The sequence below is a fragment of the Micrococcaceae bacterium Sec5.7 genome (genome assembly GCA_039636785.1).
Classification (GTDB): domain Bacteria; phylum Actinomycetota; class Actinomycetes; order Actinomycetales; family Micrococcaceae; genus Arthrobacter.
This window is the reverse complement of the sequence record CP144169.1, coordinates 1,392,565-1,413,595: the sequence shown is the minus strand read 5'-3', so window position 1 is coordinate 1,413,595 and position 21,031 is coordinate 1,392,565. Positions and strand designations below refer to the sequence as shown.

The window sequence follows — 21,031 nt, the reverse complement described above, 5'->3', positions numbered from 1 at the left end:
ACTGGGTAGCAGCACATGACGCTTCGCGGCCGCTGACCAGCGTGTGCTGCTACCCAGTTGGTGCGTGCTCAGTTTTTGGAAAGTGCTCCAGCGACCAGGAACGCCATCTCGAGGGACTGCATGTGGTTGAGCCGGGGATCGCAGACGGATTCGTAGCGGTCCAGGAAGGCTTCCTGATCGACGGGGTCGGCTCCGCCCAGGCACTCGGCGACGTCGTCGCCCGTCATCTCGACATGCAGGCCGCCCGGGATGGTTCCGAGGGCGTGGTGGACTTCGAAGAACCCTCGCACCTCGTCGATGACGTCGTCGAAGTTGCGGGTTTTATACCCGTTGGGCGAGGTGACAGTGTTGCCGTGCATGGGATCGGTGACCCAAAGAACCCGGGCACCCGAGGCCGTGACCTTCTCCACAAGGGCGGGAAGCTTCTCACGGATGTTTCCGGCACCCATGCGTGTGATGAACGTGAGCCTGCCCGGTTCACGGTCCGGATCCAGCTTGTCAATGAGCCGCAGGGCATCGTCGCCAGAAGTGGAAGGCCCGAGCTTGACGCCGATCGGATTGCGGACCCGGGAAAGGAAGTCAACGTGGGCGTGGTCCAGCTCGCGCGTCCGTTCTCCGATCCAAAGGAAGTGGGCAGAGGTGTCGTACGGGAACCCTGTACGCGAATCAATGCGGGTCAGGGCGCGCTCATAGTCCAGGAGCAGTGCCTCGTGGCTGGCGAAGAATTCCACCCGCTTGAGCGCCTCGAAGTCGGCACCGCAGGAAGCCATGAACTTGATGGCGCGGTCGATGTCCCTGGCCAATGACTCGTAGCGTGCGTGTGCCGGGTTCTCGGTGAAGCCCTTGTTCCAGTGGTGCACCAGCCGCAGATCGGCGAAGCCGCCCTGCGTGAAGGCCCGGATCAGATTCAGGGTGGAGGCGGAGGTGTGGTAGGCCTTGAGCATCCTGCCGGCATCGTGGCCGCGGGACTCGGGGGTGAAGTCGTAGCCGTTGACGATGTCGCCGCGGTACGCCGGAAGCGTCACGCCGTCGCGGGTTTCGTCGTTGGAGGAGCGGGGCTTGGCGAACTGGCCTGCCATACGGCCCATCTTGATCACGGGAAGGGCAGCACCATAGGTGAGCACCACCGCCATCTGGAGGATGGTCTTGACCCTGGCGCTGATCTTGTCCGCTGTTGCGGCATCGAAGGTTTCGGCGCAGTCGCCACCCTGAAGGAGGAATGCCTTGCCCTGCGCGGCTGCTGCCAGCCGTTCCCGGAGGATGTCCACTTCACCGGCGAATACCAGCGGCGGGAGAACGGAGAGTTCCTTGACAGATGCGCCGAAGACGTCCTTGTCCTGCCAGCTGGGCTGTTGGGAAACCGGCAGATCGCGCCAGGTGTCCAGTCCGGGATAATCGGCGGCACCGCTCTGCGCGGTGCTGGTCAATGGAGAGGCAGGTTTCGCAGATAGCTCAGTCACCCTCTAAGACTAGTTGCCGGACCCGGGATCAGAACACCGGAACCGTCATTAGGCATGGGAGCGCCGTCACACTCATGCGGTGCGGGAGGTCCCGTCGCCGTTCAGTCCCTCAGGCCCGCTGCCGGTCGCGGGCCTGGTCTCCGGACCAGCTTCCGGCGCCGTCTCGGACGCCGGCGTGGCATCCGGTCCGGCATTTGGTCCGGTCCCGGGGGCCGCTGCGGCTGACCCATCAGGTCCGGCTGCTTTCGCCGCGGCCTTCCCTGCCAGCTGCAGCTTCACCACTGCAGCGTATTCGTCAACGTACTCCTGACCGGAGAGGCGCATAAGCTCATACATGATCTCGTCCGCAACCGACCGCTGGATCAGACGGTCCTCTTCCAACCCCTGATATCTACTGAAATCCAGCGGCTCGCCGAAGATCATCCCGATCCGCCGGATGTTGGGCATCCGTTTCCCGATCGGCTGGACCTTGTCCGTTCCGATCATGGCCACCGGTATTACCGGAACGCCCGCCTGGAGCGCCAGCTTGGCGACGCCGACTTTTCCCCGGTAGAGCCGCGCATCGGGGCTGCGGGTTCCCTCAGGGTAAATGCCCAGCAGGCCACCGTGCGTCAGCACATCCATTCCCGCGTTGAGGGAGGCGGCAGATGCGGCACCGCCGGAGCGGTCCATGGGCAACTGGTTGGTTAGCCGGAAGAAAAGAGCGGTGAGTCGGCCCTTGAATCCTGTGCCGGTGAAGTACTCGGATTTCGCCAGAAAAATGACTGGCCGCGGCACCATAAGGGGCATGAAAATCGAGTCGGAGAAGGAAAGGTGGTTGGAGGCAATAATTGCCGCGCCCTCGGCCGGAACATTGTCCAGCCCCTTGACCCACGGCCGGAAAAGCAGCCGGAGTGCCGGACCCAGGAAGATCCTTTTCATGACCCAGTAAAACACGTGACTTACCCCTCCGGAAGGTAGCCGGCCGGCACAGCGTCGGGCCCGGCCAGCACTCCATTGCCACCCTACTCTAGTGAGATTTGCCACGAACAGTGACACGATGGACTTATGACAGAAAGCAGCACCCCGACGACGCCTGCCGCTTTCAACTACCCGGGCCATGGCCCCAACGCAAGGACCGGCATTGCCATCTGCCACGGCTTTACGGGCAGCCCGCTGAGTGTCCTGCCCTGGGCCGAGTATCTGGCTGCACAAGGTTTTGCCGTTTCGGTGCCGCTGCTGCCCGGCCACGGAACCGACTGGCAGCAGCTTGCCCGATCCAGCTGGCACGAATGGCACGGCAGCTTCGAAACCGCCTATCTGGAACTCGCTGCCCGGACGGATGCGTGTTATGTCGCCGGGCTGTCGATGGGCGGCGCAATTGCCTTGCTCACGGCCTCCCGACGGCCGGTCACCGGCGTTGTGGTGGTGAACCCGGGGCTGAGCTTTTACGACAGCCGAATCCGGATCATCGGCATCCTCAAGTACTTCCAGCGCACCACCGTGCCCATCGAAGAGGACAACCCGACGACGGCACCCACCCGGGACGGCGACTATTCGCGCACACCGCTGGCGTCAGTCCACCAACTGAAAAAGCTGTTCAGGGCGGCAGGCCACGGCCTTCGCCGTATCAGCGCACCGGTTCTGGTCTTCAAATCGATGACAGATGCGGTGGTGCCGCCATCATCGTTGGCAATGATGAGAGAGCGACTCGGATCGGACGGACTTGAGGTGGTCAACCTGGCCAACAGCGGGCACGTTGCCACGCTGGATGTGGATGCCCCTGAAATTTTTGGGCTGTCCGCGCAGTTCTTCCTGGTGCACGCACACCACAACGTATCGTCGGAGTCATCATGAGCATACTTCCGGATCACAGCCCTTTCAACAGCCCGTTCACCGGCCAGGGGCCGCGTGTGGGCGTGGCACTCTCGCACGGTTTCACCGGCAGTCCGCACGGCCTCCGTGCGTGGGCAACCTCCCTGACTGAAGCCGGCTTCGCCGTTCGGATGCCATTGCTTCCCGGTCACGGCACCACCTGGCAGGAACTGGGGCAGACACGCTGGAAACAGTGGCACGATGCCTTCGACGCCGCCTACCTCGAACTCGAAGAAGAGTGTGACTACGTATTCTCTGCCGGCCTTTCCATGGGTGGGACGCTGGCGCTGCGCATAGCTGCCACCCGTCCAGTTGCGGGGACAATTCTGGTGAACCCGGGCCTGGTCATTGACGATCCCCGTGCCCCGCTTGCGGGCATCCTGAAACTGGTGCTCAAGAGCACCCCGGCGATTGCCAATGACATCCTCAAACCCGGAATGGACGAGGGCGGGTATCCTCGGACGCCCGTCGCGGCCGCGCATGAACTCAACAAGATGTTTAAGGACACCCTCAAGCTGTTGCCCAGGATCACCGCGCCGGTCCGCGTGTTCCGTTCCACCGTGGACCACGTTGTTTCGGACTCGAGCATCGTGGCGTTGCGGCGCGGCCTGACCCATGCCCCGCTTCAGCTGAGCCGGCTCGAGAACAGCTACCACGTGGCAACTCTGGACAACGACGCCGAAGAGATCTTCCGCGGCTCAGCAGACTTCATCCGGACAGTTCTCGCCGGTTCCACCGAATCTTCCGCGAGCCAAGCCGGCCAGGCCGGTCAGGAGGTCTCCACCGATGACTAGGCCCGATTCGGGTTCCCCCGATCAGAGCGCTAACGAGGACGACGCTGTCTGGCTGGATCTTGTGGCCCGGCTTGAGGCCGACACCCCCGGCATGGGTAATGCCGGCGTCGATCCTGCCGTGGCGGGAGACACGCCTGAGGCAGCGGTAACGGCGGAGCCGGCAGAGGCTGACGGCGCGGGCGCCGCCCGGTTCAGGGATTTCGATCCGCTGGGCCTCTCCGCGTCTGTCCCGACTGAACCTTCCGCGGCAGAGCGGCAGGCTGCAGCTGCTTCAACGCCCGCGGCGGCCGATCCGTCGCCAGTCCTGCCGGGCCCGCGGGACTACGGTGTGGACGACGATGCCGGTGGATTTGTGCCGGAGGAGCCGCCCAGTTTGTCCGGTACCGACCCGTTGACCATGCTTGCATGGCTGGGTGCGGTGGGCGGACCCATAGCCTTGCTTCTGTCGGCCATGTTCTGGCGGTCAGCACCGCTGATGGCCATTCTGGGGATCGTGGCAGCCTTTGTGGTGGCTGTGGTCTACCTGATCATGAAGCTGCCGCAGGAGAAAGACGAGAACGACGACGGCGCCCGCGTCTGAGACTCCGCCGGCTGCGGTCAGCTGAGTTTCCGGTCAGCCGTGCATGCGGCTGCTGACGCGCGACAGGTCTGCGGCCCCGATCAGCCCGGCATTCGGACCCAGCGCGGCAAGCTCGATTCCGGCTGCGGGACGGAAGCCGCGGCCGGTCAGGTTCCTGGCGAACGCCTTGCGGGCCGGCTCCACGAGCAGCTCCCCTGCCGAGCACAATCCACCGCCGATCACGAACATTCCGGGGTCAAGTGCCGCGGCCAGATTGGCCAGGCCCAGGCCCAGCCACTCACCTACTTCCTCCAACAGCTCCCTTGAAGCAGCATCCCCGGAGATCGCCAGCTCGGTTACAATGGCCCCGGTAATGCGGTCGGCCTGGCTGTCTACCGCCTTCAACAGTTCCTGGGCCACCGGTGAATTGGCCAACGCCAGCACCCTGGCTTCCCGGCCCAAGGCGTTACCGGACGCGTACTGTTCCCAGCACCCGCGGTTACCGCATTCACAACGGTGCCCGCCCGGCATGATGATCTGATGGCCGAATTCTCCGGCTACCCCGAATCGACCGCGCTCGAGGCGACCGTCCATCACCATGGCCCCGCCGATGCCGGTGCCGAGCGTGATGCAGACCAGCCGGTCCTGCCCGTGCCCCGCCCCGAATCGCCACTCCGCCCAGCCAGCGGCGTCGGCGTCGTTTGTCAGGAGAACCGGACGCCGCAGGAGTCGTTGCAGGTTGTCCCTTAGAGGTTCATTGCGCCAGGCCAGATGCGGGCTGAAAAGCACAGTGCCGCCGTCGAGGTCCATCCAGCCCGCGGCACCGATGCCGACGGACCAGATCCGGTGGCCGCGGCCAAGCTCTTCGACGAGCTCCACGATCACCTGTTCAACGGCACGCGGATCACTTCCGGGTGTGGACCGCCGAGCTTCACTGAGAATCCTGCCATCGGAGTCCACCACGCCTGCGGCCACCTTGGTTCCGCCGATGTCGATGCCGATGGCCAGCCCTTTGCGTCCGAGCCTGAGGTGTTCACGGAAGCCCCGGCCGCTGGACTCCCCGTTCTGGATTTGACGCATCCTGCGGCGCCATGCCGCAGCCCTGGGGCGTGGTGCGGGCTGGTCACTGAGCAGGGGGGAATCCATAATTCCCCATTCTAGGTGGCAGTCTGTTGAGCCCGTCGATGTGTCCGGAATTAGCGGATTTCCGGTGCTTAACAGTAAAGTTACTCGCCAGTAGGTTAAATTCAGCACACCCCCGCATCAGGCGTACTAGTGTTATGTGGAACCCTGTGCGGGTCTATGGATATCAAAGGAGCTATCGTGCGCGAATTCAGAGTTCCGCCCCTGGTGAACGTACCCCCGGAAACCAACATCACCGATCTGGTGGTGCGGCAGGCCGCCAAGCCAACCAATCCCGCACTATTTTCATGTCTGGACGCCGCGGGCCAATGGCAGGATGTCCCAGCCAAGGATTTCCTGGCTGACGTCTCAGCCCTGGCGAAGGGCCTGATGGCAAGTGGCGTTGGCGTCGGCGACCGTGTTGGAATTATGTCGCGGACCCGTTACGAATGGGCCCTCATCGACTTCGCAATCTGGTTCGCGGGCGCAATCTCCGTTCCCATCTATGAAACGTCGTCGCCCACCCAGGTTGCGTGGAATCTCGGCGACTCAGGCGCGGTTGCCGCGTTCGGCGAGGCTGCACACCACGAGGACATCATCCGGCAGGCCGCCACCTCGGAAGGACTCACCGCCCTCAAGCACGTTTGGCAGCTCGAAGGCACCGGACTTGACACTGTCCGTGCGGCCGGAGCAGGCGTCAGTGACAGCGATCTGGAAGCCCGCCGCCACACAGCCAACCTCAGTGACGTCGCCACCATCATCTATACCTCGGGAACCACCGGCCGCCCCAAGGGATGCGAGCTCACGCACGGCAACTTTGTGGAACTCTCCGAGAATGCGCTGGCAACATCGTTGTCCAAGATCGTCAACGAGCAGTCGAAGACAATCATGTTCCTGCCCCTGGCCCATGTATTCGCACGGTTCATCTCTGTGCTGGCGGTCGCTGCCGGTGTCAAGGTGGCGCACACCCCTGATATCAAGCACCTGCTCCCGGATCTTCAGAGCTACAAGCCAACCTTCATCCTGGCCGTACCCCGGGTGTTTGAAAAGGTGTACAATTCGGCATTGACCAAGGCGGAGGACGGTGGCAAGGGAGCCATCTTCCACAAGGCTGCAGACACTGCCATTGCGTACTCCCGTGCCAGGCAGGACGGCCACATCGGCCTCGGCCTTAGGCTCAAGCACGCACTGTTCGACAAGCTTGTGTACGGCAAGCTCCGCGCGGCGATGGGCGGCCAGGTTGCGCACGCAGTTTCCGGTGGTGGACCGCTGGGCGAACGGCTGGGCCATTTCTTCCAGGGCATCGGCCTCCAGATCCTCGAAGGCTACGGACTGACCGAGACCACCGCCCCCATCTCCGTGAATACGCCTTCGCTGATCAAGATCGGCTCTGTGGGCGCCCCTCTCCCCGGCAACTCTGTGAAAATCGCAGACGACGGCGAGATCCTCGCCAAGGGTGTCTGCGTTATGAGGGGCTACTACAGGCGCGATGACCTCACGACTGAAGCGTTTGCAGACGGCTGGTTCCGCACCGGCGACATCGGCCAGCTGGACGAAAAGGGCTTCCTCAGAATCACCGGCCGCAAGAAGGAAATCATTGTCACGGCCAGCGGCAAGAACGTGGTTCCGGCGCTCCTGGAGGACCAGATCCGTGCCGATGCCCTGGTTTCACAGGTGCTGGTGGTGGGCGACAACCGCCCGTTCATCGGCGCCCTCGTCACCCTCGATGAAGAGGCACTCCCGGGATGGCTGCAGCGCCACGGGCTCCCGGCTACCACCTCCCTCAATGAGGCTACAGACCACACCGTGATCAAGGCGGCTGTCCAGGAACTCATCACCCACGCCAACTTGTCTGTTTCAAAGGCGGAAGCCATCAAGTCCTTCCGGATCATACCGTCCGATTTCACCGAGGCCTCGGGACATCTGACGCCGTCCATGAAAGTGAAGCGGGCACAGGTCATGAAGGACTTTGACGGCGTTATTGAGGAACTGTACAGCGCTCCCCGGCCCAAATAGGCCTCGGCGCTGAGGCACCACCCCGAGTTGTTCCGCACTGGTCTCGGCTGATGAAAGAGGGTCCTTCCGGCGTTCGCCGGAAGGACCCTCTTTCGTTCAAGTGTCAGCCCTGCTGCAGCTCGTCCACCACCAGAGCCGCCAATTCCACCGCAGCCGTCCGGGTGGCGGGCTTCAGCTGGCGGAGTTCAATCCGCGATCCTTCAGCGAGGTGACGGTCATGCGGAATCCGCACAACGTTCTTGACGCGGGAAAGAAAGTGCTGCTCGATTTCATCGATGTTTACCAGCGTCCCTTCACCGGCCGCCAAGTTGATGACCACGGTGGCCCGCGCCACCAGGTCCTGGCGGCCGTGTGCCTCGAGCCAGGACAATGTCTCGGAAGCCAGCCGGGCTTCATCCACGCTTCCGCCGGAGACCAGCACCACTGAATCAGCCTTCTCCAGGGTGCCCTTCATGACCGAGTGCACCATTCCGGTGCCGGAGTCGGTCAGCACAATGGAGTAGTAGCGGCCCAGGATATCCGTGACCGCACGGTAGTCGGAGTCATCAAACGCATGAGCCACCATGGGATCGGTATCCGAGGCCAGAATGTCCAGGCGCGATCCATCGCGGGCTGTGTAGTTGGAAAGCTGGGCGAAGGAGTTGACCGTGAATCTGTCCTTCACGAGCTGGCGGGCGGTGAAGTCCGCACGGCCCGGTGAACGGTCAGACAGAGTACCGCGGTCAGGATTGGCATCCATGGCAATGACACGGTCTTCACGGAGATCCGCCAGGACCATTCCCAGCAGGGTGGTCACCGTGGTTTTTCCCACACCGCCCTTGCGGGACAGGACTGGCACGTAGCGGGTCCGATCCCCCAGACGCAGGGCGATCCGGTGTTCCATGGCCCGCTGGATCCGGACTTTGTCCGAGTCACCAACGTTGACGTAGCCAAACGTTGCCTGGAACAGCCACAGCCGCCAGCCGCCAGCAGGAGGCGCGGCCATCTTGCTCAGAAGGCGGTCGGCGGTGAGCGCAGCTGCAGGTTCAGGGCCCTCGGCACGCTCCCGACGTTCGCTGAAGTAGTGTTCACTCAATTGGTGTTCGCTGAACTCTCGCCCGGCCGTCCCGGCGTCAGGGCCAGCATCGTCCTGCGGCTTGAAGTCTCCGGGTTCAACATCGCGGGTAACGGGAGCGCCAAGAGGGCTCCAGCCGCCTTCCGGTTCAAAAACACCGGCTGTCACGGCCGGCATTGGGACTGCCTCGGATTTCGGAGCTGACAGCGCAGTGAACGCCGAAAGCGACCCGGCGGAGGTACGGTCCTGGGCATCGGAGACCGTGACTACGCTGATTTCACCTGACGGTAAGCCAACCGCAGCCTCAACTGGGACCTCCACCGGTCCCTGCACTGCAGATGCGGCTTCTTTGGATTCCGGCGCCGTCACCTTGGGGTTCCGGGCGGGCCGCGGCGCGGGCTTGGGCGTATTCGTCTGCGTCATGGCTCCCGCTCGATGTATTGAATGCTGTGGGGACGGCCAACGCCGTCCCCACAGACTTCAGTCAGCACCCAGCCTAACGCTTTGTGCCCGCATCCATCCCGCTTGCCTACTCCACCACCAGCAGGAGATCGCCGCCCTGGACCTGTTCCACAGCCGAAATGGCCAGCCGCGAAACCCTGCCGGCTACCGGCGTCGTGATCGATGCCTCCATTTTCATGGCCTCGATCGTGGCGACGGTATCGCCCGCACTGACGGTGTCTCCGGCTTTGACCGTCACGGTGACGGCACCAGCAAACGGCGCGGCCACGTGGCCCTGCTGGGCAGGGTCGGCCTTTTCGGCAGCCTTCACGTTGCTGACCACCGAACGGTCACGTACCAGCACTGGACGGGACTGGCCGTTCAGCGTGCACATCACAGCACGCATGCCTTTCTCATCCGGCTCGGATACGGCTTCCAGCGACGCGATCAGGCGGACGCCTTTCTCCAGCTGGATGACGTGCTCTTCGCCGCGCTGAAGTCCGTAGAGGTAGTCCCTCGTGTCCAGGACCGAAAGGTTGCCATACGATTCCACGCTCTTGAGGTAGTCCCTGGTGGGTCCCTCAAAGAGCAGCCGGTTCAGCGTCTGCTGGCGGGTCTTGGAATCACCCTGGAGAGCTGCACTGTCCTCGGCGCTGAGCTCGGCGTCGCGCACCTTGATGCTGCGGCCCTGCAGTGCCTTGGTGCGGAACGGTTCCGGCCATCCTCCGGGCGGGTCACCGAGCTCACCGGACAGGAAGCCGATCACAGAGTCCGGGATGTCGTAGTTCTGCGGGTTCTCGTTGAAATCCGCGGGATCGGCGTTGAGGCCAACGAGGTGGAGGGCCAGATCACCCACAACCTTGGACGACGGCGTGACCTTGACAAGGCGTCCCAGGATACGGTCCGCAGCCGTGTACATGTCCTCAATCGCCTCAAACCGTTCACCCAGGCCAAGAGCCATGGCCTGCTGCCGGAGATTGGAGAGCTGGCCGCCGGGGATCTCGTGCTGATAGACCCGGCCCGTGGGGCCCGGCAGCCCGGATTCGAACGGCGCGTACACGCGCCGCACGGCTTCCCAGTACGGCTCGAGCGAGCTCACGCTGGCCAGGCTGAGGCCGGTATCACGGTCTGTATGGGCCAGGGCCGCCACAAGTGCAGAAGCCGACGGCTGACTGGTCGTGCCGGCAAGTGACGCGGAAGCGACGTCCACGGCATCCACGCCGGCGTCCACGGCCGCGAGCAGCGTGGCCAGCTGGCCGCCTGCCGTGTCATGGGTGTGCAGGTGGACCGGAAGATCAAACCGTTCACGGAGCGCCGCCACAAGCTTTGCAGCGGCCGCCGGGCGGAGCAGCCCGGCCATGTCCTTGATGGCAAGAATATGCGCACCGGCGTCCACGATCTTCTGGGCCAGGCCCAGATAGTAATCAAGCGTGTAGAGCTTCTCGTCCGGATCCAGCATGTCGCCGGTGTAGCAGAGGGCAACTTCGGCGACGGCGGTGCCGGTGGCCCTGACCGCGCGGATGGCAGGCGCCATCTGGTTGACATCGTTGAGGGCATCGAAAATGCGGAAGATGTCGATACCGGTGGCGGCGGCCTCGTTGACGAATGCCTCCGTCACTTCTTCCGGATATGGCGTGTAACCCACCGTATTGCGTCCACGGAGCAGCATCTGGAGGCAGATGTTGGGCAGGGCCTTCCGCAGGGCCGCAAGGCGGTCCCACGGATCTTCGCCGAGGAAGCGCAGAGCGACGTCATACGTGGCGCCACCCCAGGCTTCGACCGAGAACAGTTCAGGGAGCAGCGAAGACACCGCCGGGCCCGCGGCAACCAGATCCCGGGTGCGGACCCTTGTGGCCAGCAGCGACTGGTGGGCATCGCGGAACGTCGTGTCCGTCACGGCGACGGCCGTCTGCTGACGAAGAGCCTTGGCGAACGCTTCCGGACCGACTTCCTGGAGGCGCTGGCGCGACCCGGGCAGGAGCTCCGCTTCACCGGTTGCCGGCAGCTTGGCGGCCGGATCGGAATGGACCATAAGTTCGCCGTTGGGCTTGTTTACCGTGACTTCGGCGAGCCAGGTCAGCAGCTTGGTTCCGCGGTCGGCAGACACACGGGACTTCAGCAGCTCGGGGCGTTCGTCGATGAATGAGGTGGCAACGTTTCCGGCGATGAAGTCCGCATCGTCCAGGACCGCCTGGAGGAAGGAAATGTTGGTGGACACACCGCGGATCCGGAACTCGGCGAGAGCCCGGCGCGCGCGGGCCACGGCGGCCGGGTAATCGCGTCCGCGGCAGGTCAGCTTCACCAGCAGCGAGTCAAAGTGTGGGCTGATTTCGGCACCCGAGTAGACCGTACCGCCGTCGAGCCTTACGCCGGCGCCGCCGGCCGAACGGTAGCCGGTGATCTTTCCGACGTCGGGGCGGAAACCGTTGGCGGGGTCTTCGGTGGTGATGCGGCACTGAAGGGCGGCACCCTTAAGGTGGACTGTTTCCTGCGAGAGGCCAAGGTCCGCCAGCGATTCCCCGGCTGCAATCCGCAACTGGGCCTGGACAAGGTCAACGTCCGTGACTTCTTCCGTGACCGTGTGCTCCACCTGGATCCGGGGGTTCATCTCGATGAAGACGTGTTGCCCGGCGCGCTCACCCACGGTGTCCACGAGGAACTCGACCGTACCGGCATTGACATAGTTCAGCGCCTTGGCGAATTTGACGGCGTCACGGTACAGCGCCTGCCGGATCCCCTCGTCAAGGTTGGGGGCCGGGGCGATCTCAATGACCTTCTGATGGCGGCGCTGGATGGAGCAGTCGCGCTCAAACAGGTGGATGACGTTTCCCTCGGCGTCCGCCAGGATCTGGACCTCGATGTGGCGGGGGCGCAGCACCGCCTGCTCCAGAAACATGGTGGGATCGCCAAAAGCGGCGTCGGCTTCGCGCATGGCAGCCTGCAGCGCCTCGGGAAGTGCTTCGCGGGTGTCAACGCGGCGCATGCCGCGGCCACCACCGCCGGCAACGGCCTTGGCGAAAATGGGGAAACCAATAACGTCCGCGGCGGCAATCAGTTCGTCCACGTCCTTGGACGGCGCACTCGAGTTCAGCACGGGAACTCCAGCCTTGCGGGCTGCCTCAAGTGCGGCAACTTTGTTGCCTGCAAGCTCAAGAACTTCGGCCGGCGGGCCCACGAACGTGATGCCTGCTGCCTTGGCGGCCCGCGCAAGATCCGGGTTCTCAGACAGGAAGCCGTAGCCGGGGTAGATGGCGTCAGCGCCGGACTCTTTGGCCACGCGCACGACTTCGGCCACATCCAGGTAGGCGCGGACCGGGTGGCCCTCTTCGCCTATGAGATACGCCTCATCCGCTTTCTGCCGGTGGATTGAGTTGCGGTCCTCGTTAGGGAACACAGCAACGGTCTTGGCGCCCAGCTCGTAGCTGGCGCGGAAGGCGCGGATGGCGATTTCGCCGCGGTTGGCCACCAGAATCTTGGAAAACATACTTCTCCTGCATCATTGCGGGTGTGTCTGTAGGTGGTCACAGTGTCCAAGACGGGCGAGTGGAAACACAAATCGCTGTGGCCACTATCACTACATTATCCGTCATGTCCCCTGCGCTTTCGCCGCCTTGACGATTCCGGTCCGTACCTTCTGCTCCGATGTGCCATGCCCATGCCGGATAAGGCAGGTTTCAAGGGCGCATCAACATATGATGATGATTGGGGTGGTGGAAGCCCTCCCCCGGTGCCGGCACTGCCGGCACCGAAACTACCCCAACACGGCAACCGGCGTTAGGTATTGGTTTTTCAAGTGCAAGTAGTCAGCATCAGCAGCCTCAAAGGCGGTGTCGGCAAGACATCCGTCACCACCGGATTGGCGTCTGCGGCCCTTGCCGCCGGCATCCCCACGCTTGTGGTGGATCTAGATCCCCATGCGGACGCAAGCACAGCTCTGGGGGTACAGCCCCGTGATCAGCTGGATATCGGCAGGATGCTCAAGAACCCGCGTAAGGCCCGCCTGGCGGAAAACGTTGTGCAAAGCGGTTGGGTTGAGCGGGCGGACCACAGCGGCGACCGCCCTGCGGTGCTTGACGTGGCCGTGGGCTCTGCCTATACAGGAATCTATGACCGCCCTGATCTGGGCCGTCGCGATCTCCGCCGTCTGTCCGCAGTGCTGGCCGGTGCGGACAAGTACCAGCTGGTCCTGATCGATTGCCCGCCATCGCTCAATGGACTGACCCGGATGGCGTGGTCCGCGAGCGACAAAGTCACCCTGGTTGCCGAGCCAGGCCTCTTCTCGGTGGCCGGCACAGAGCGCACCATGAGGGCGATCCAGTTGTTCCGGCAGGAATTCGCTCCCAACCTGTCGCCGGCAGGCATTGTGGCAAACCGGGTACGCAGCGGGTCCTCCGAACACACCTTCCGGCTGGCCGAAATGGATTCCATGTTTGGCGAGCTCCTGCTGACGCCTCACATTCCGGAGCAGGCCAACTGGCAGCAGATCCAAGGGGCTGCACATTCAGTGCATCACTGGCCCGGCGACTCCGCCAAGAACGCCTCGGCCCTGTTCGATACTCTGTTGGGCAACCTCATGACGGCAGGAAACGGAATGCGCAGCCGAAGCCAGCGCTAGAGCGCCGCGTTCCCCCAACGGACAAGGCAAAGGCCGCCTTCCGAACGGAAGACGGCCTTTGCCTTGTAAACCTGTGCTTAGCCGATCTTACGGGCAGACCGCCTCTTGCTCAGTTCATCGTCCGGGAACGACTGCTCCACTGCGTGTTCGCTGGGAAGCGACGCCAGGCTGCCTTCAACTTCACGCCACACACGGCCAACAGCAATGCCAAACACGCCCTGACCACCCTGGACGAGGTCAATGACTTCATCGGCGGAGGTGCATTCGTACACGCTGGCGCCATCGCTCATCAGCGTGATCTGGGCCAGATCCTCCACACCGCGCTCCCGAAGGTGTTCCACGGCCGAGCGGATCTGCTGAAGGGAAACGCCGGTGTCCAGCAGCCGCTTGACGACCTTAAGCACCAGGATGTCCCGGAATCCATAGAGACGCTGTGAACCGGAACCCGCGGCACCGCGCACTGCGGGCTCCACCAGGCCGGTCCGTGCCCAGTAGTCCAGTTGACGGTAGGTAATGCCGGCTGCCTTGCAGGCGGTGGGACCACGGTATCCCGCGTCCTCATCAAGAACCGGAAGATCCTCTGTGAAGAGAAGGCCCTGGGCGCCGCTCGCGGGCACAGCAACACCGGCCGTCGAGGGATGCTTCAACTCGCCTGCTTCGCCTTTCGGACTCACGTGGATCCTCCTTGTCATAAGCTCCCCTGAGGAAGTTGCAGCAACAGCAATCACAGGCATGAAATTCATCCATGTAATTTGGCCGGGGTTGCACTCTTCAGTGTGACTGGCGCGGCTGTCGTATGCAATGGGAACTTGGTACCTTCGACGTTAGGCCTGCGGCGGCCCAAGGTCAAAGACGTTCGGGCTATTCAAGGGGCGTGTCGAATCTTTCAGCCTCAAGTTTAACCTTAATGTGACCTCAGCCGTCGAAATCCTCCGGCTCAACGTCGTCCAGGAACTCGCGGAACCGCCGGAGTTCGCCCTCTTCGTCCACCGTGGGACCAGGCTCGGTTTCCTCACCGTCGTCGTGTTCAGTGATTCTGACGCCCGCCTCATCCATCACGGAATCCGCGCACCAGATGCGGCACTTGGCCCGCAAAGCGACTGCCAGGGCATCGGACGCCCGGGAACTGACCGTGACGCCGTTTTCGAACTGCAGCTGGCCGTAAAAAATGTTGTCTTCCACTGCCACAATGTTCACGCTGACAATGGAATGGCCCAGCGACTCCACCACGTCCACCATTAGATCGTGGGTCATTGGCCGTGGCGGGACCACGCCCTGTTGGGCCAGGGCAATAGCGCTGGCTTCCGGCGTTCCGATCCAGATGGGTACGTGGCGTTCGCCGTGGATCTCGCGCAGCAATACCAGGGGCTGGTTGGACGGCAGTTCGATGCGGACACCCACGATCTCGACTTCGATCATCAGATGTCCATGCGTGAAATACGGTCCTGGACCAGTGCACGGTGCAGGGTCAGACAGAGATCGCTGATCTCACGGGCGGCCTCTGCAGCGCGCGCCTGGGAGGCAGCGTCCTTCCTCGAAGTCAGAGTGGCCACAGCGCGCTCCACGAGGCCGAACTCGCGTTCCGCGGCGGCTTGGAAAGGCCGGAGATGCCGGGGTTCCAGGCCATGGCTCTCCAGCTGGACGCAGGCGCGCGCCACCTGCAGGGAGTGTTCATCGAACTTGCCGTTGACGTGGCCGATCAGGCCGAAGCTCAGGAGGGACTGCAGCAGCGGAACGCTCGCCCCTGACTCCGTTCGCAGTTGCTCTTCGCTGAGCTTGCGCGCCCGGTTCTGCAACTCGGCAGCGAGCTCGTCCGAGACGATGCGCGGTGAGACAGTGACTCCGGGAGGAAGGTTCTCCGGGCGCTCTCCACGGTCGATCGCGTCCAGATATTCCTTGATGACCTTCAGCGGCAGGTACTGGTCGCGCTGAAGTGCCAGGACGAACCGGAGGCGCTCAACGTCACTGTCTGAGTACTGCCGGTAGCCGGCAGGGGTGCGGCGGGGGTTAATCAGGCCCTTTTCTTCTAGAAACCTGATTTTCGACGCCGTCATACCCGGAAAGTCATCGCTCAGCTGAGCCAGTACTTCCCCGATGTTCAGGACCTGGGGTCCACGGCGTTCCGGTTGTGCCATTGCCACGGGCAGCTGCCCCGGGATCAGGCAGGGCCTGCTGCGCGGGCAGGGCTCAAGTAGAAGGTGAGGCGGAATTTGCCGATCTGGACTTCGTTTCCGGACCTGAGCTCAACGCTGTCCACGCGGTCGTGATTGACGTAGGTGCCGTTGAGGCTTCCTGTGTCCACCACTTCAAAGCTCTTTGGCGTGCGCCGGAATTCGACGTGGCGGCGGGAAACAGTGACGTCGTCGAGGAAGATCTCGGCGTCTGGGTGGCGTCCGGCGGTGGTGATATCGGAGTCAAGCAGGAATCTGGCGCCTGAGTTCGGCCCGCTGTGAGCAACGAGCAGTGCTGAGCCCGAAGGCAGCGCCGCCACAGCCGAGCGCTCCTCCCGAGACAGTTTGGGCGCTATTGATGGCTCGTCATTAACAGGAGTGAGGTTGATCGAGGTTGTCTCCGAAGCCTGGACTTCACCCTTGCCGTATTCGCCATTGGCGTGGTTCTGTTCGTGGCCAACCATGGATTCCTCCTCTTCCGTTGCAGATATCCTGCCTGAAATCAACGCATACCGTCCGGAAAAGCCTGGCAGATCCGGTTCACGGTCCGAGTGCCGGCCATTGATCAAAATGGCCAGCCGGACGAACCGGTTAGCTTTAGCCTACCTGCTGTTCGTATTCCGATGCACTGAGCAACGAGTCTACGGCTCCGGCCTCGGCGAGCTTGACTTCCAGAAGCCAGCCCTTCCCGTAGGGGTCGGTGTTAATGAGCGCGGAATCGGTGTCCAGTGCCTCATTGCGGGCAACGATTTCTCCCGTAACAGGGGCATAGATGTCGCTGACGCTTTTGGTGGATTCGACCTCGCCCACCACATCATTTGCCGTGACGGCGGTGCCGACCTCGGGCATCTGTGCGTACACAACATCACCGAGCGCATCCTGCGCGAAGTCAGTAATGCCCACGCGGACCACACCATCGGCGTTCGGCGAAGATACCCATTCGTGCTCGGCGGTGTAGGAGAGATCTGCGGGAATGTTGCTCATCAGGGGCCTTTCATCGGGTCAATCACCAATGTCAACGGCGGCGTGCGGAACATGCCACCGGTGAAAGTATAGGCACATCCCCGCAGGCCGGGAGATGGACTCTGGCATGATGGGTGCCATGACAGAACATGCGCATGTCCCGGCCAGGAAAAAAGGCAATTGGGGCGCCGGGGTCCTGATGGGCATGTTTTACGTGCTGTTGGCAGTGGCCCTGGCCACGCCCAACCTGCTGACTTCATTCTTTGGACCGTTTGGCGCGGCCGCGGCAGACAAATGAAGGCCTTCTGGCAGGCGGAAGCCGAGCGATTGAAGGCAGCCAACAACATTGAAAAAGAAGCCCGCGGCGCCGAACGCACCGCCGCCGGCCGTCCGACGTCGGGTGCTGCCGCGTTTCTGGACGACGCCAAGACGCGCGCCGCCGATCTCTTTGACGGGAAACCGGACCTCGACGGCAGAGCCGACACGAGGTAGCGCATGCCGGAACTTCCCGAGGTGGCGGCGCTGTGCTCCTTCCTGAGGACTCACCTGGGCGGAGCCGTCCTGACGAAAGTCCAGATCGCCTCTTTCGCGGTACTCAAAACCGCAGACCCGCCCTACTCCGTGCTGGAGGGCCGGAAAATAGCCGGCGTGGAACGATTCGGGAAGTTCATCTGCCTTGATGCCGACGGTGTGTGGTTCGTCTTTCATCTCGCCAGGGCGGGATGGCTCCGCTACACGGAATCACCTTCCTCAATCCAACTTAAGCTGGGACAAAGCAACATCGCCGCACGGCTTGAGTTCACCAGGGACGGCTCCAGCACACACGTCGGAGTGGACCTGACCGAAGCGGGAACAAAGAAGAGCCTGGCCGTCTATGTCGTGCGTGATCCCCTGGACGTTCCGGGTCTAGCAGCCCTTGGACCCGATCCGCTCAGCCCCCATTTCGATGCGGCGACGCTGGCCGGGATTCTTGCTGGGAGTCGGCAACAGGTCAAGGGGCTGCTGCGAAGTCAGAGCTCCATCGCGGGTATCGGGAACGCGTACAGCGACGAGATCCTTCATGCCGCCCGGATATCCCCCTTCGCCGTCGCCAAATCCCTGGACCCGGGTGCCGTCCGGACCCTTTACGAGTCAATCCGCAGCGTTCTGGGGCGTGCCGCAACGGAGGCGTCGGGTAAGGCGCCCAGCGAACTCAAGGACTCCAAGCGGAGCCGCATGAGGGTACATGGCCGCACCGGCGAGCCCTGCCCTGTTTGCGGCGACACGGTCCGCGAGGTTTCCTTTGCCGACACAGCGCTGCAGTATTGCCCCACGTGCCAGGCCAGCGGGAAGATCCTGGCGGACCGCCGGACCTCCCGCTTCCTCAAGTAGCCTCCCCGTGACGGCAGGGCCATGTAGCCGTCTTCGAACGCGGACAAGATCTGTCCGCAGAACCATTGAGATGACATTCCGGGAACGCAGAAACGCCCCGGAGATAGTCTCCGGGGCGTTTCTGTTGTTGCTGGTCGGGCTGACAGGATTTGAACCTGCGACCCCTTGACCCCCAGTCAAGTGCGCTACCAAGCTGCGCTACAGCCCGTCAGTCCTGCCGTTCTCCGCTGGAGCGATATCCGAAGATTTTCGCCTCAGCAGTCCGGCCGAACCACCTCCAAAAGCTTACACGATTCCGGAGGGTGCCCGTGACATTTTCGCCGTGCCACGGGGCTGGTGTGTCGAAGTTAACGCTTCTTGCCGCGCTTTTCGCGGACGCGCATGTTGACCTCGATGGGCGTGCCGTCGAAACCGAAAGTCTCGCGGAGCCTGCGGGTGATGAAGCGGCGGTAACCCGGGTCCAGGAACCCGGTGGTGAACAGCACAAACTTCGGCGGGCGGCTGGACGCCTGGGTACCGTACAGGATGCGCGGCTGCTTTCCGCCGCGCACCGGGTGCGGGTGTGCGGCCACGAGCTCGCCCAGGAACGCGTTGAGGCGTCCTGTGGGAATTCGCTTGTCCCAGTTCTCGAGAGCAAGGTCCAGGGCAGGAACCAGACGGTCCTTGTGCCAGCCGGTCTTGGCCGAGATGTTGACGCGCGGTGCCCACTCGACATGCGCCAGGTCCTGCTCGATTTCGCGTTCAAGGTAGCGGCGGCGTTCGTCGTCCAGCAAGTCCCACTTGTTGAACGCCAGCACCATGGCGCGGCCGGATTCGATGGCCAGCTGCAGGATGCGGACATCCTGCTCGCTCATGACCTCGTCCACGGCCAGAAGCACGACGGCGACCTCCGCCTTTTCGAGCGCGCTCTGTGTGCGCAGCGAGGCGTAGTAATCGGCGCCCTGCGCCATGTGCTGGCGGCGGCGGATCCCGGCGGTGTCAACGAACCGCCAGGTGCGTCCGCCGAGTTCGATGTACTCATCCACCGGGTCGCGGGTGGTGCCGGCAGTGTTGTCCACCACCACACGTTCGGAACCGGCCAGCTTATTCAGGAGCGAGGACTTGCCGACGTTGGGGCGGCCGATCAGTGCGATGCGGCGGGGGCCGCCGGAGCGCTCCAGGCCTTCAATGGTGGAGAATTCCGGGAGCGTGTCCATCACGTGGTCCAGGAGGTCAGCAACACCGCGGCCGTGGAGGGCCGAAACCGGGTACGGCTCGCCGAAGCCCAGTCCCCAGAGCGTTGCGGAATCAGCCTCCTGTGCGAAGTCGTCCACCTTGTTGGCCACCATGATGACTGGTTTTTTACTCTTGCGGAGCATCTTCACAACGCCCTCGTCCGTTGCCGTTGCGCCCACGGCGGAGTCCACAACGAACAGAACGGCGTCAGCCAGTTCCACGGCCATTTCGGCCTGTTCGGCCACGCGGGCATGGATGCCGCGGGCATCGTGTTCCCAGCCACCGGTATCCACCACGGTGAAGTTACGGCCATTCCAGTGCGCCGAATACATCACACGGTCGCGCGTAACGCCGGGGGTGTCTTCCACCACGGCTTCACGGCGGCCGAGGATGCGGTTCACCAGCGTGGATTTACCCACATTGGGGCGGCCGATAATGGCCAGCACCGGGTCAAGCTTGACCGGGCCGTCGAAGTCCGGGTCATCGTAGAGGCCGCTGAGCAGCGCGGCATCTTCCTCATCAAGTTCGTAGTCATCCAGGCCGGCGCGGAGTGAGGCCGCGCGGACCTCTGCCTCGTCGTCGTCCAAGGCAGCCACCCGCTCGGCCACCTGGTCGGTGCCGGTGGGCGTGTATTCGTCTTCGCCGGCGCCGGAGTGGCCGGAGGTTTGAGTCGTATCGCTCATTGCACTTTCCTTATGTGGTGATCTGCCGGCGTCCCGGCTACTGCTTTAAGTTGTATTTGCGGGGAATCCGCGTGGGGCAAAGGCTGCCCACTGTGTTGAATTGCCTCTTGGACATGCCTCGCCAGCGCAGCGCGGATTTCCATTCCCGCCCTGTCCATTGAAGCACGGCCGGTCTCGCCGGGGTTCCGGCTGACACTGAGGGCTTCACCAAAACTGACGTGAAATCTTCTGCCCGGCCGCGGAACGGTGTCGAGGTGTTCCTGGCCCATCCGGGTACCCAGGATGGCCACGGGTACAATTTTTGCCCGTGAGTTAAGTGCCAGCCACGCCACACCGTTGTTGATTCCGGTTGCCTGGCCGCTCCCCCGGGTCCCCTCGGGGAGAATCCCGATGCAACGGCCGGAGTCGAGCATGCTCTTGCTGAGTTGGAGGGCCGCCCTGTCACCGGAGCGGTCCACCGGAAGCTGGCCGCAGGCGCGGAGAACCCGTCCCAAAAATCCTTGGAACATCTCTTTCTTGACCAGGATATGCATGGGCCGCGGGGAAGCGCCGAACATCACCGGGCCATCCAGAAAACTGATGTGGTTGCCGGCAAAAACCACGGGGCCGTCGGCCGGAACGTTGCCCCGCCCTGTCACGGATGTCCGGTAGAGGACATGGTTCAGGAACCAGCCAACCGGCCGGCTCCAGACCATGGTCCACGGACCCGGCAG

Annotated in this window: 20 protein-coding genes and 1 tRNA gene; 8 read left to right on the top strand and 13 right to left on the bottom strand. The window is 63.2% G+C overall.

Annotated elements, in window-relative coordinates:
- Positions 1-68: 68 nt before the first annotated feature.
- Positions 69-1,460, bottom strand: a complete 1,392-nt coding sequence (locus V3C33_06715; GenBank protein ID XAS68955.1) for a 3-deoxy-7-phosphoheptulonate synthase class II — start codon at positions 1,458-1,460, stop codon at positions 69-71.
- 72 nt (positions 1,461-1,532) lie between these two features.
- Complete coding sequence (locus tag V3C33_06710; protein ID XAS68954.1) at positions 1,533-2,396, bottom strand: lysophospholipid acyltransferase family protein; 864 nt, start codon at positions 2,394-2,396, stop codon at positions 1,533-1,535.
- Between the two features lie 111 nt (positions 2,397-2,507).
- On the opposite strand from V3C33_06710, the gene V3C33_06705 reads away from it, so the two are divergent.
- From V3C33_06705 to V3C33_06695, 3 genes are read left to right on the top strand one after another with little or no spacing between them, the layout of a single operon-like run.
- Positions 2,508-3,296 carry an alpha/beta fold hydrolase gene (locus tag V3C33_06705; GenBank protein XAS68953.1) on the top strand — a complete coding sequence of 263 codons (789 nt, stop codon included), beginning with the start codon at positions 2,508-2,510 and terminating at the stop codon, positions 3,294-3,296.
- Positions 3,293-4,108, top strand: a complete 816-nt coding sequence (locus V3C33_06700) for an alpha/beta fold hydrolase (protein XAS68952.1) — start codon at positions 3,293-3,295, stop codon at positions 4,106-4,108. Before V3C33_06705 ends, V3C33_06700 begins: the two co-directional genes overlap by 4 nt.
- Positions 4,101-4,688: a hypothetical protein gene (locus tag V3C33_06695; protein XAS68951.1), complete on the top strand. Its 588-nt coding sequence runs from the start codon at positions 4,101-4,103 to the stop codon at positions 4,686-4,688. Before V3C33_06700 ends, V3C33_06695 begins: the two co-directional genes overlap by 8 nt.
- A 33-nt stretch (positions 4,689-4,721) precedes the next feature.
- Here V3C33_06695 and V3C33_06690 read toward each other — a convergent pair whose 3' ends face one another.
- Positions 4,722-5,747 (bottom strand): ROK family glucokinase, encoded by a 1,026-nt coding sequence (locus tag V3C33_06690; protein ID XAS69674.1) that lies wholly within the window; start codon positions 5,745-5,747, stop codon positions 4,722-4,724.
- A gap of 243 nt (positions 5,748-5,990) precedes the next feature.
- Between V3C33_06690 and V3C33_06685 the strand changes: the two genes are divergently transcribed.
- Positions 5,991-7,805 (top strand): long-chain fatty acid--CoA ligase, encoded by a 1,815-nt coding sequence (locus tag V3C33_06685; protein ID XAS68950.1) that lies wholly within the window; start codon positions 5,991-5,993, stop codon positions 7,803-7,805.
- Positions 7,806-7,908: 103 nt separating this feature from the next.
- Here V3C33_06685 and V3C33_06680 read toward each other — a convergent pair whose 3' ends face one another.
- Positions 7,909-9,282: a hypothetical protein gene (locus V3C33_06680; protein XAS68949.1), complete on the bottom strand. Its 1,374-nt coding sequence runs from the start codon at positions 9,280-9,282 to the stop codon at positions 7,909-7,911.
- A gap of 106 nt (positions 9,283-9,388) precedes the next feature.
- Positions 9,389-12,784: a pyruvate carboxylase gene (locus V3C33_06675; protein XAS68948.1), complete on the bottom strand. Its 3,396-nt coding sequence runs from the start codon at positions 12,782-12,784 to the stop codon at positions 9,389-9,391.
- A gap of 309 nt (positions 12,785-13,093) precedes the next feature.
- On the opposite strand from V3C33_06675, the gene V3C33_06670 reads away from it, so the two are divergent.
- Positions 13,094-13,915 (top strand): ParA family protein, encoded by an 822-nt coding sequence (locus V3C33_06670; GenBank protein ID XAS68947.1) that lies wholly within the window; start codon positions 13,094-13,096, stop codon positions 13,913-13,915.
- Between the two features lie 77 nt (positions 13,916-13,992).
- Here the strand turns inward: V3C33_06670 and V3C33_06665 are convergent, their stop codons facing one another.
- The 5 genes from V3C33_06665 to gcvH form a co-directional block, all read right to left on the bottom strand.
- Positions 13,993-14,589 (bottom strand): MerR family transcriptional regulator, encoded by a 597-nt coding sequence (locus V3C33_06665; protein ID XAS68946.1) that lies wholly within the window; start codon positions 14,587-14,589, stop codon positions 13,993-13,995.
- A 241-nt stretch (positions 14,590-14,830) separates the two neighbouring features.
- A complete protein-coding gene (locus tag V3C33_06660; protein XAS68945.1) occupies positions 14,831-15,334 on the bottom strand; it encodes a bifunctional nuclease family protein in 504 nt (167 codons plus the stop codon).
- Positions 15,334-16,050: a MerR family transcriptional regulator gene (locus V3C33_06655; protein ID XAS69673.1), complete on the bottom strand. Its 717-nt coding sequence runs from the start codon at positions 16,048-16,050 to the stop codon at positions 15,334-15,336. Before V3C33_06655 ends, V3C33_06660 begins: the two co-directional genes overlap by 1 nt.
- Before the next feature lie 23 nt (positions 16,051-16,073).
- Positions 16,074-16,550: an FHA domain-containing protein gene (locus V3C33_06650; protein ID XAS68944.1), complete on the bottom strand. Its 477-nt coding sequence runs from the start codon at positions 16,548-16,550 to the stop codon at positions 16,074-16,076.
- A 133-nt stretch (positions 16,551-16,683) separates the two neighbouring features.
- On the bottom strand, positions 16,684-17,070 hold the full coding sequence (gene gcvH / locus V3C33_06645; GenBank protein XAS68943.1) for a glycine cleavage system protein GcvH: 387 nt from the start codon (positions 17,068-17,070) through the stop codon (positions 16,684-16,686).
- 118 nt (positions 17,071-17,188) lie between these two features.
- On the opposite strand from gcvH, the gene V3C33_06640 reads away from it, so the two are divergent.
- Genes V3C33_06640 through V3C33_06630 form a run of 3 tightly spaced genes read left to right on the top strand, consistent with a single transcriptional unit; the run spans position 17,189 to position 18,420 of the window.
- Complete coding sequence (locus V3C33_06640) at positions 17,189-17,347, top strand: hypothetical protein (GenBank protein ID XAS68942.1); 159 nt, start codon at positions 17,189-17,191, stop codon at positions 17,345-17,347.
- The gene (locus V3C33_06635; protein ID XAS68941.1) at positions 17,344-17,541 is read left to right on the top strand and encodes a hypothetical protein; all 198 of its coding nucleotides are present in this window, start codon (positions 17,344-17,346) and stop codon (positions 17,539-17,541) included. Before V3C33_06640 ends, V3C33_06635 begins: the two co-directional genes overlap by 4 nt.
- Before the next feature lie 3 nt (positions 17,542-17,544).
- Complete coding sequence (locus V3C33_06630; GenBank protein ID XAS68940.1) at positions 17,545-18,420, top strand: DNA-formamidopyrimidine glycosylase family protein; 876 nt, start codon at positions 17,545-17,547, stop codon at positions 18,418-18,420.
- A 131-nt stretch (positions 18,421-18,551) separates the two neighbouring features.
- Here V3C33_06630 and V3C33_06625 read toward each other — a convergent pair.
- The 3 genes from V3C33_06625 to V3C33_06615 all read right to left on the bottom strand — a co-directional run bounded on the left by V3C33_06625 (position 18,552) and on the right by V3C33_06615 (position 21,013).
- A tRNA-Pro gene (locus V3C33_06625) sits at positions 18,552-18,628 on the bottom strand.
- A 139-nt stretch (positions 18,629-18,767) separates the two neighbouring features.
- Positions 18,768-20,318: a ribosome biogenesis GTPase Der gene (gene der / locus V3C33_06620; protein ID XAS68939.1), complete on the bottom strand. Its 1,551-nt coding sequence runs from the start codon at positions 20,316-20,318 to the stop codon at positions 18,768-18,770.
- Complete coding sequence (locus tag V3C33_06615; GenBank protein ID XAS69672.1) at positions 20,315-21,013, bottom strand: lysophospholipid acyltransferase family protein; 699 nt, start codon at positions 21,011-21,013, stop codon at positions 20,315-20,317. The genes der and V3C33_06615 overlap by 4 nt, the downstream gene beginning before the upstream one ends.
- Positions 21,014-21,031 lie beyond the last annotated feature (18 nt).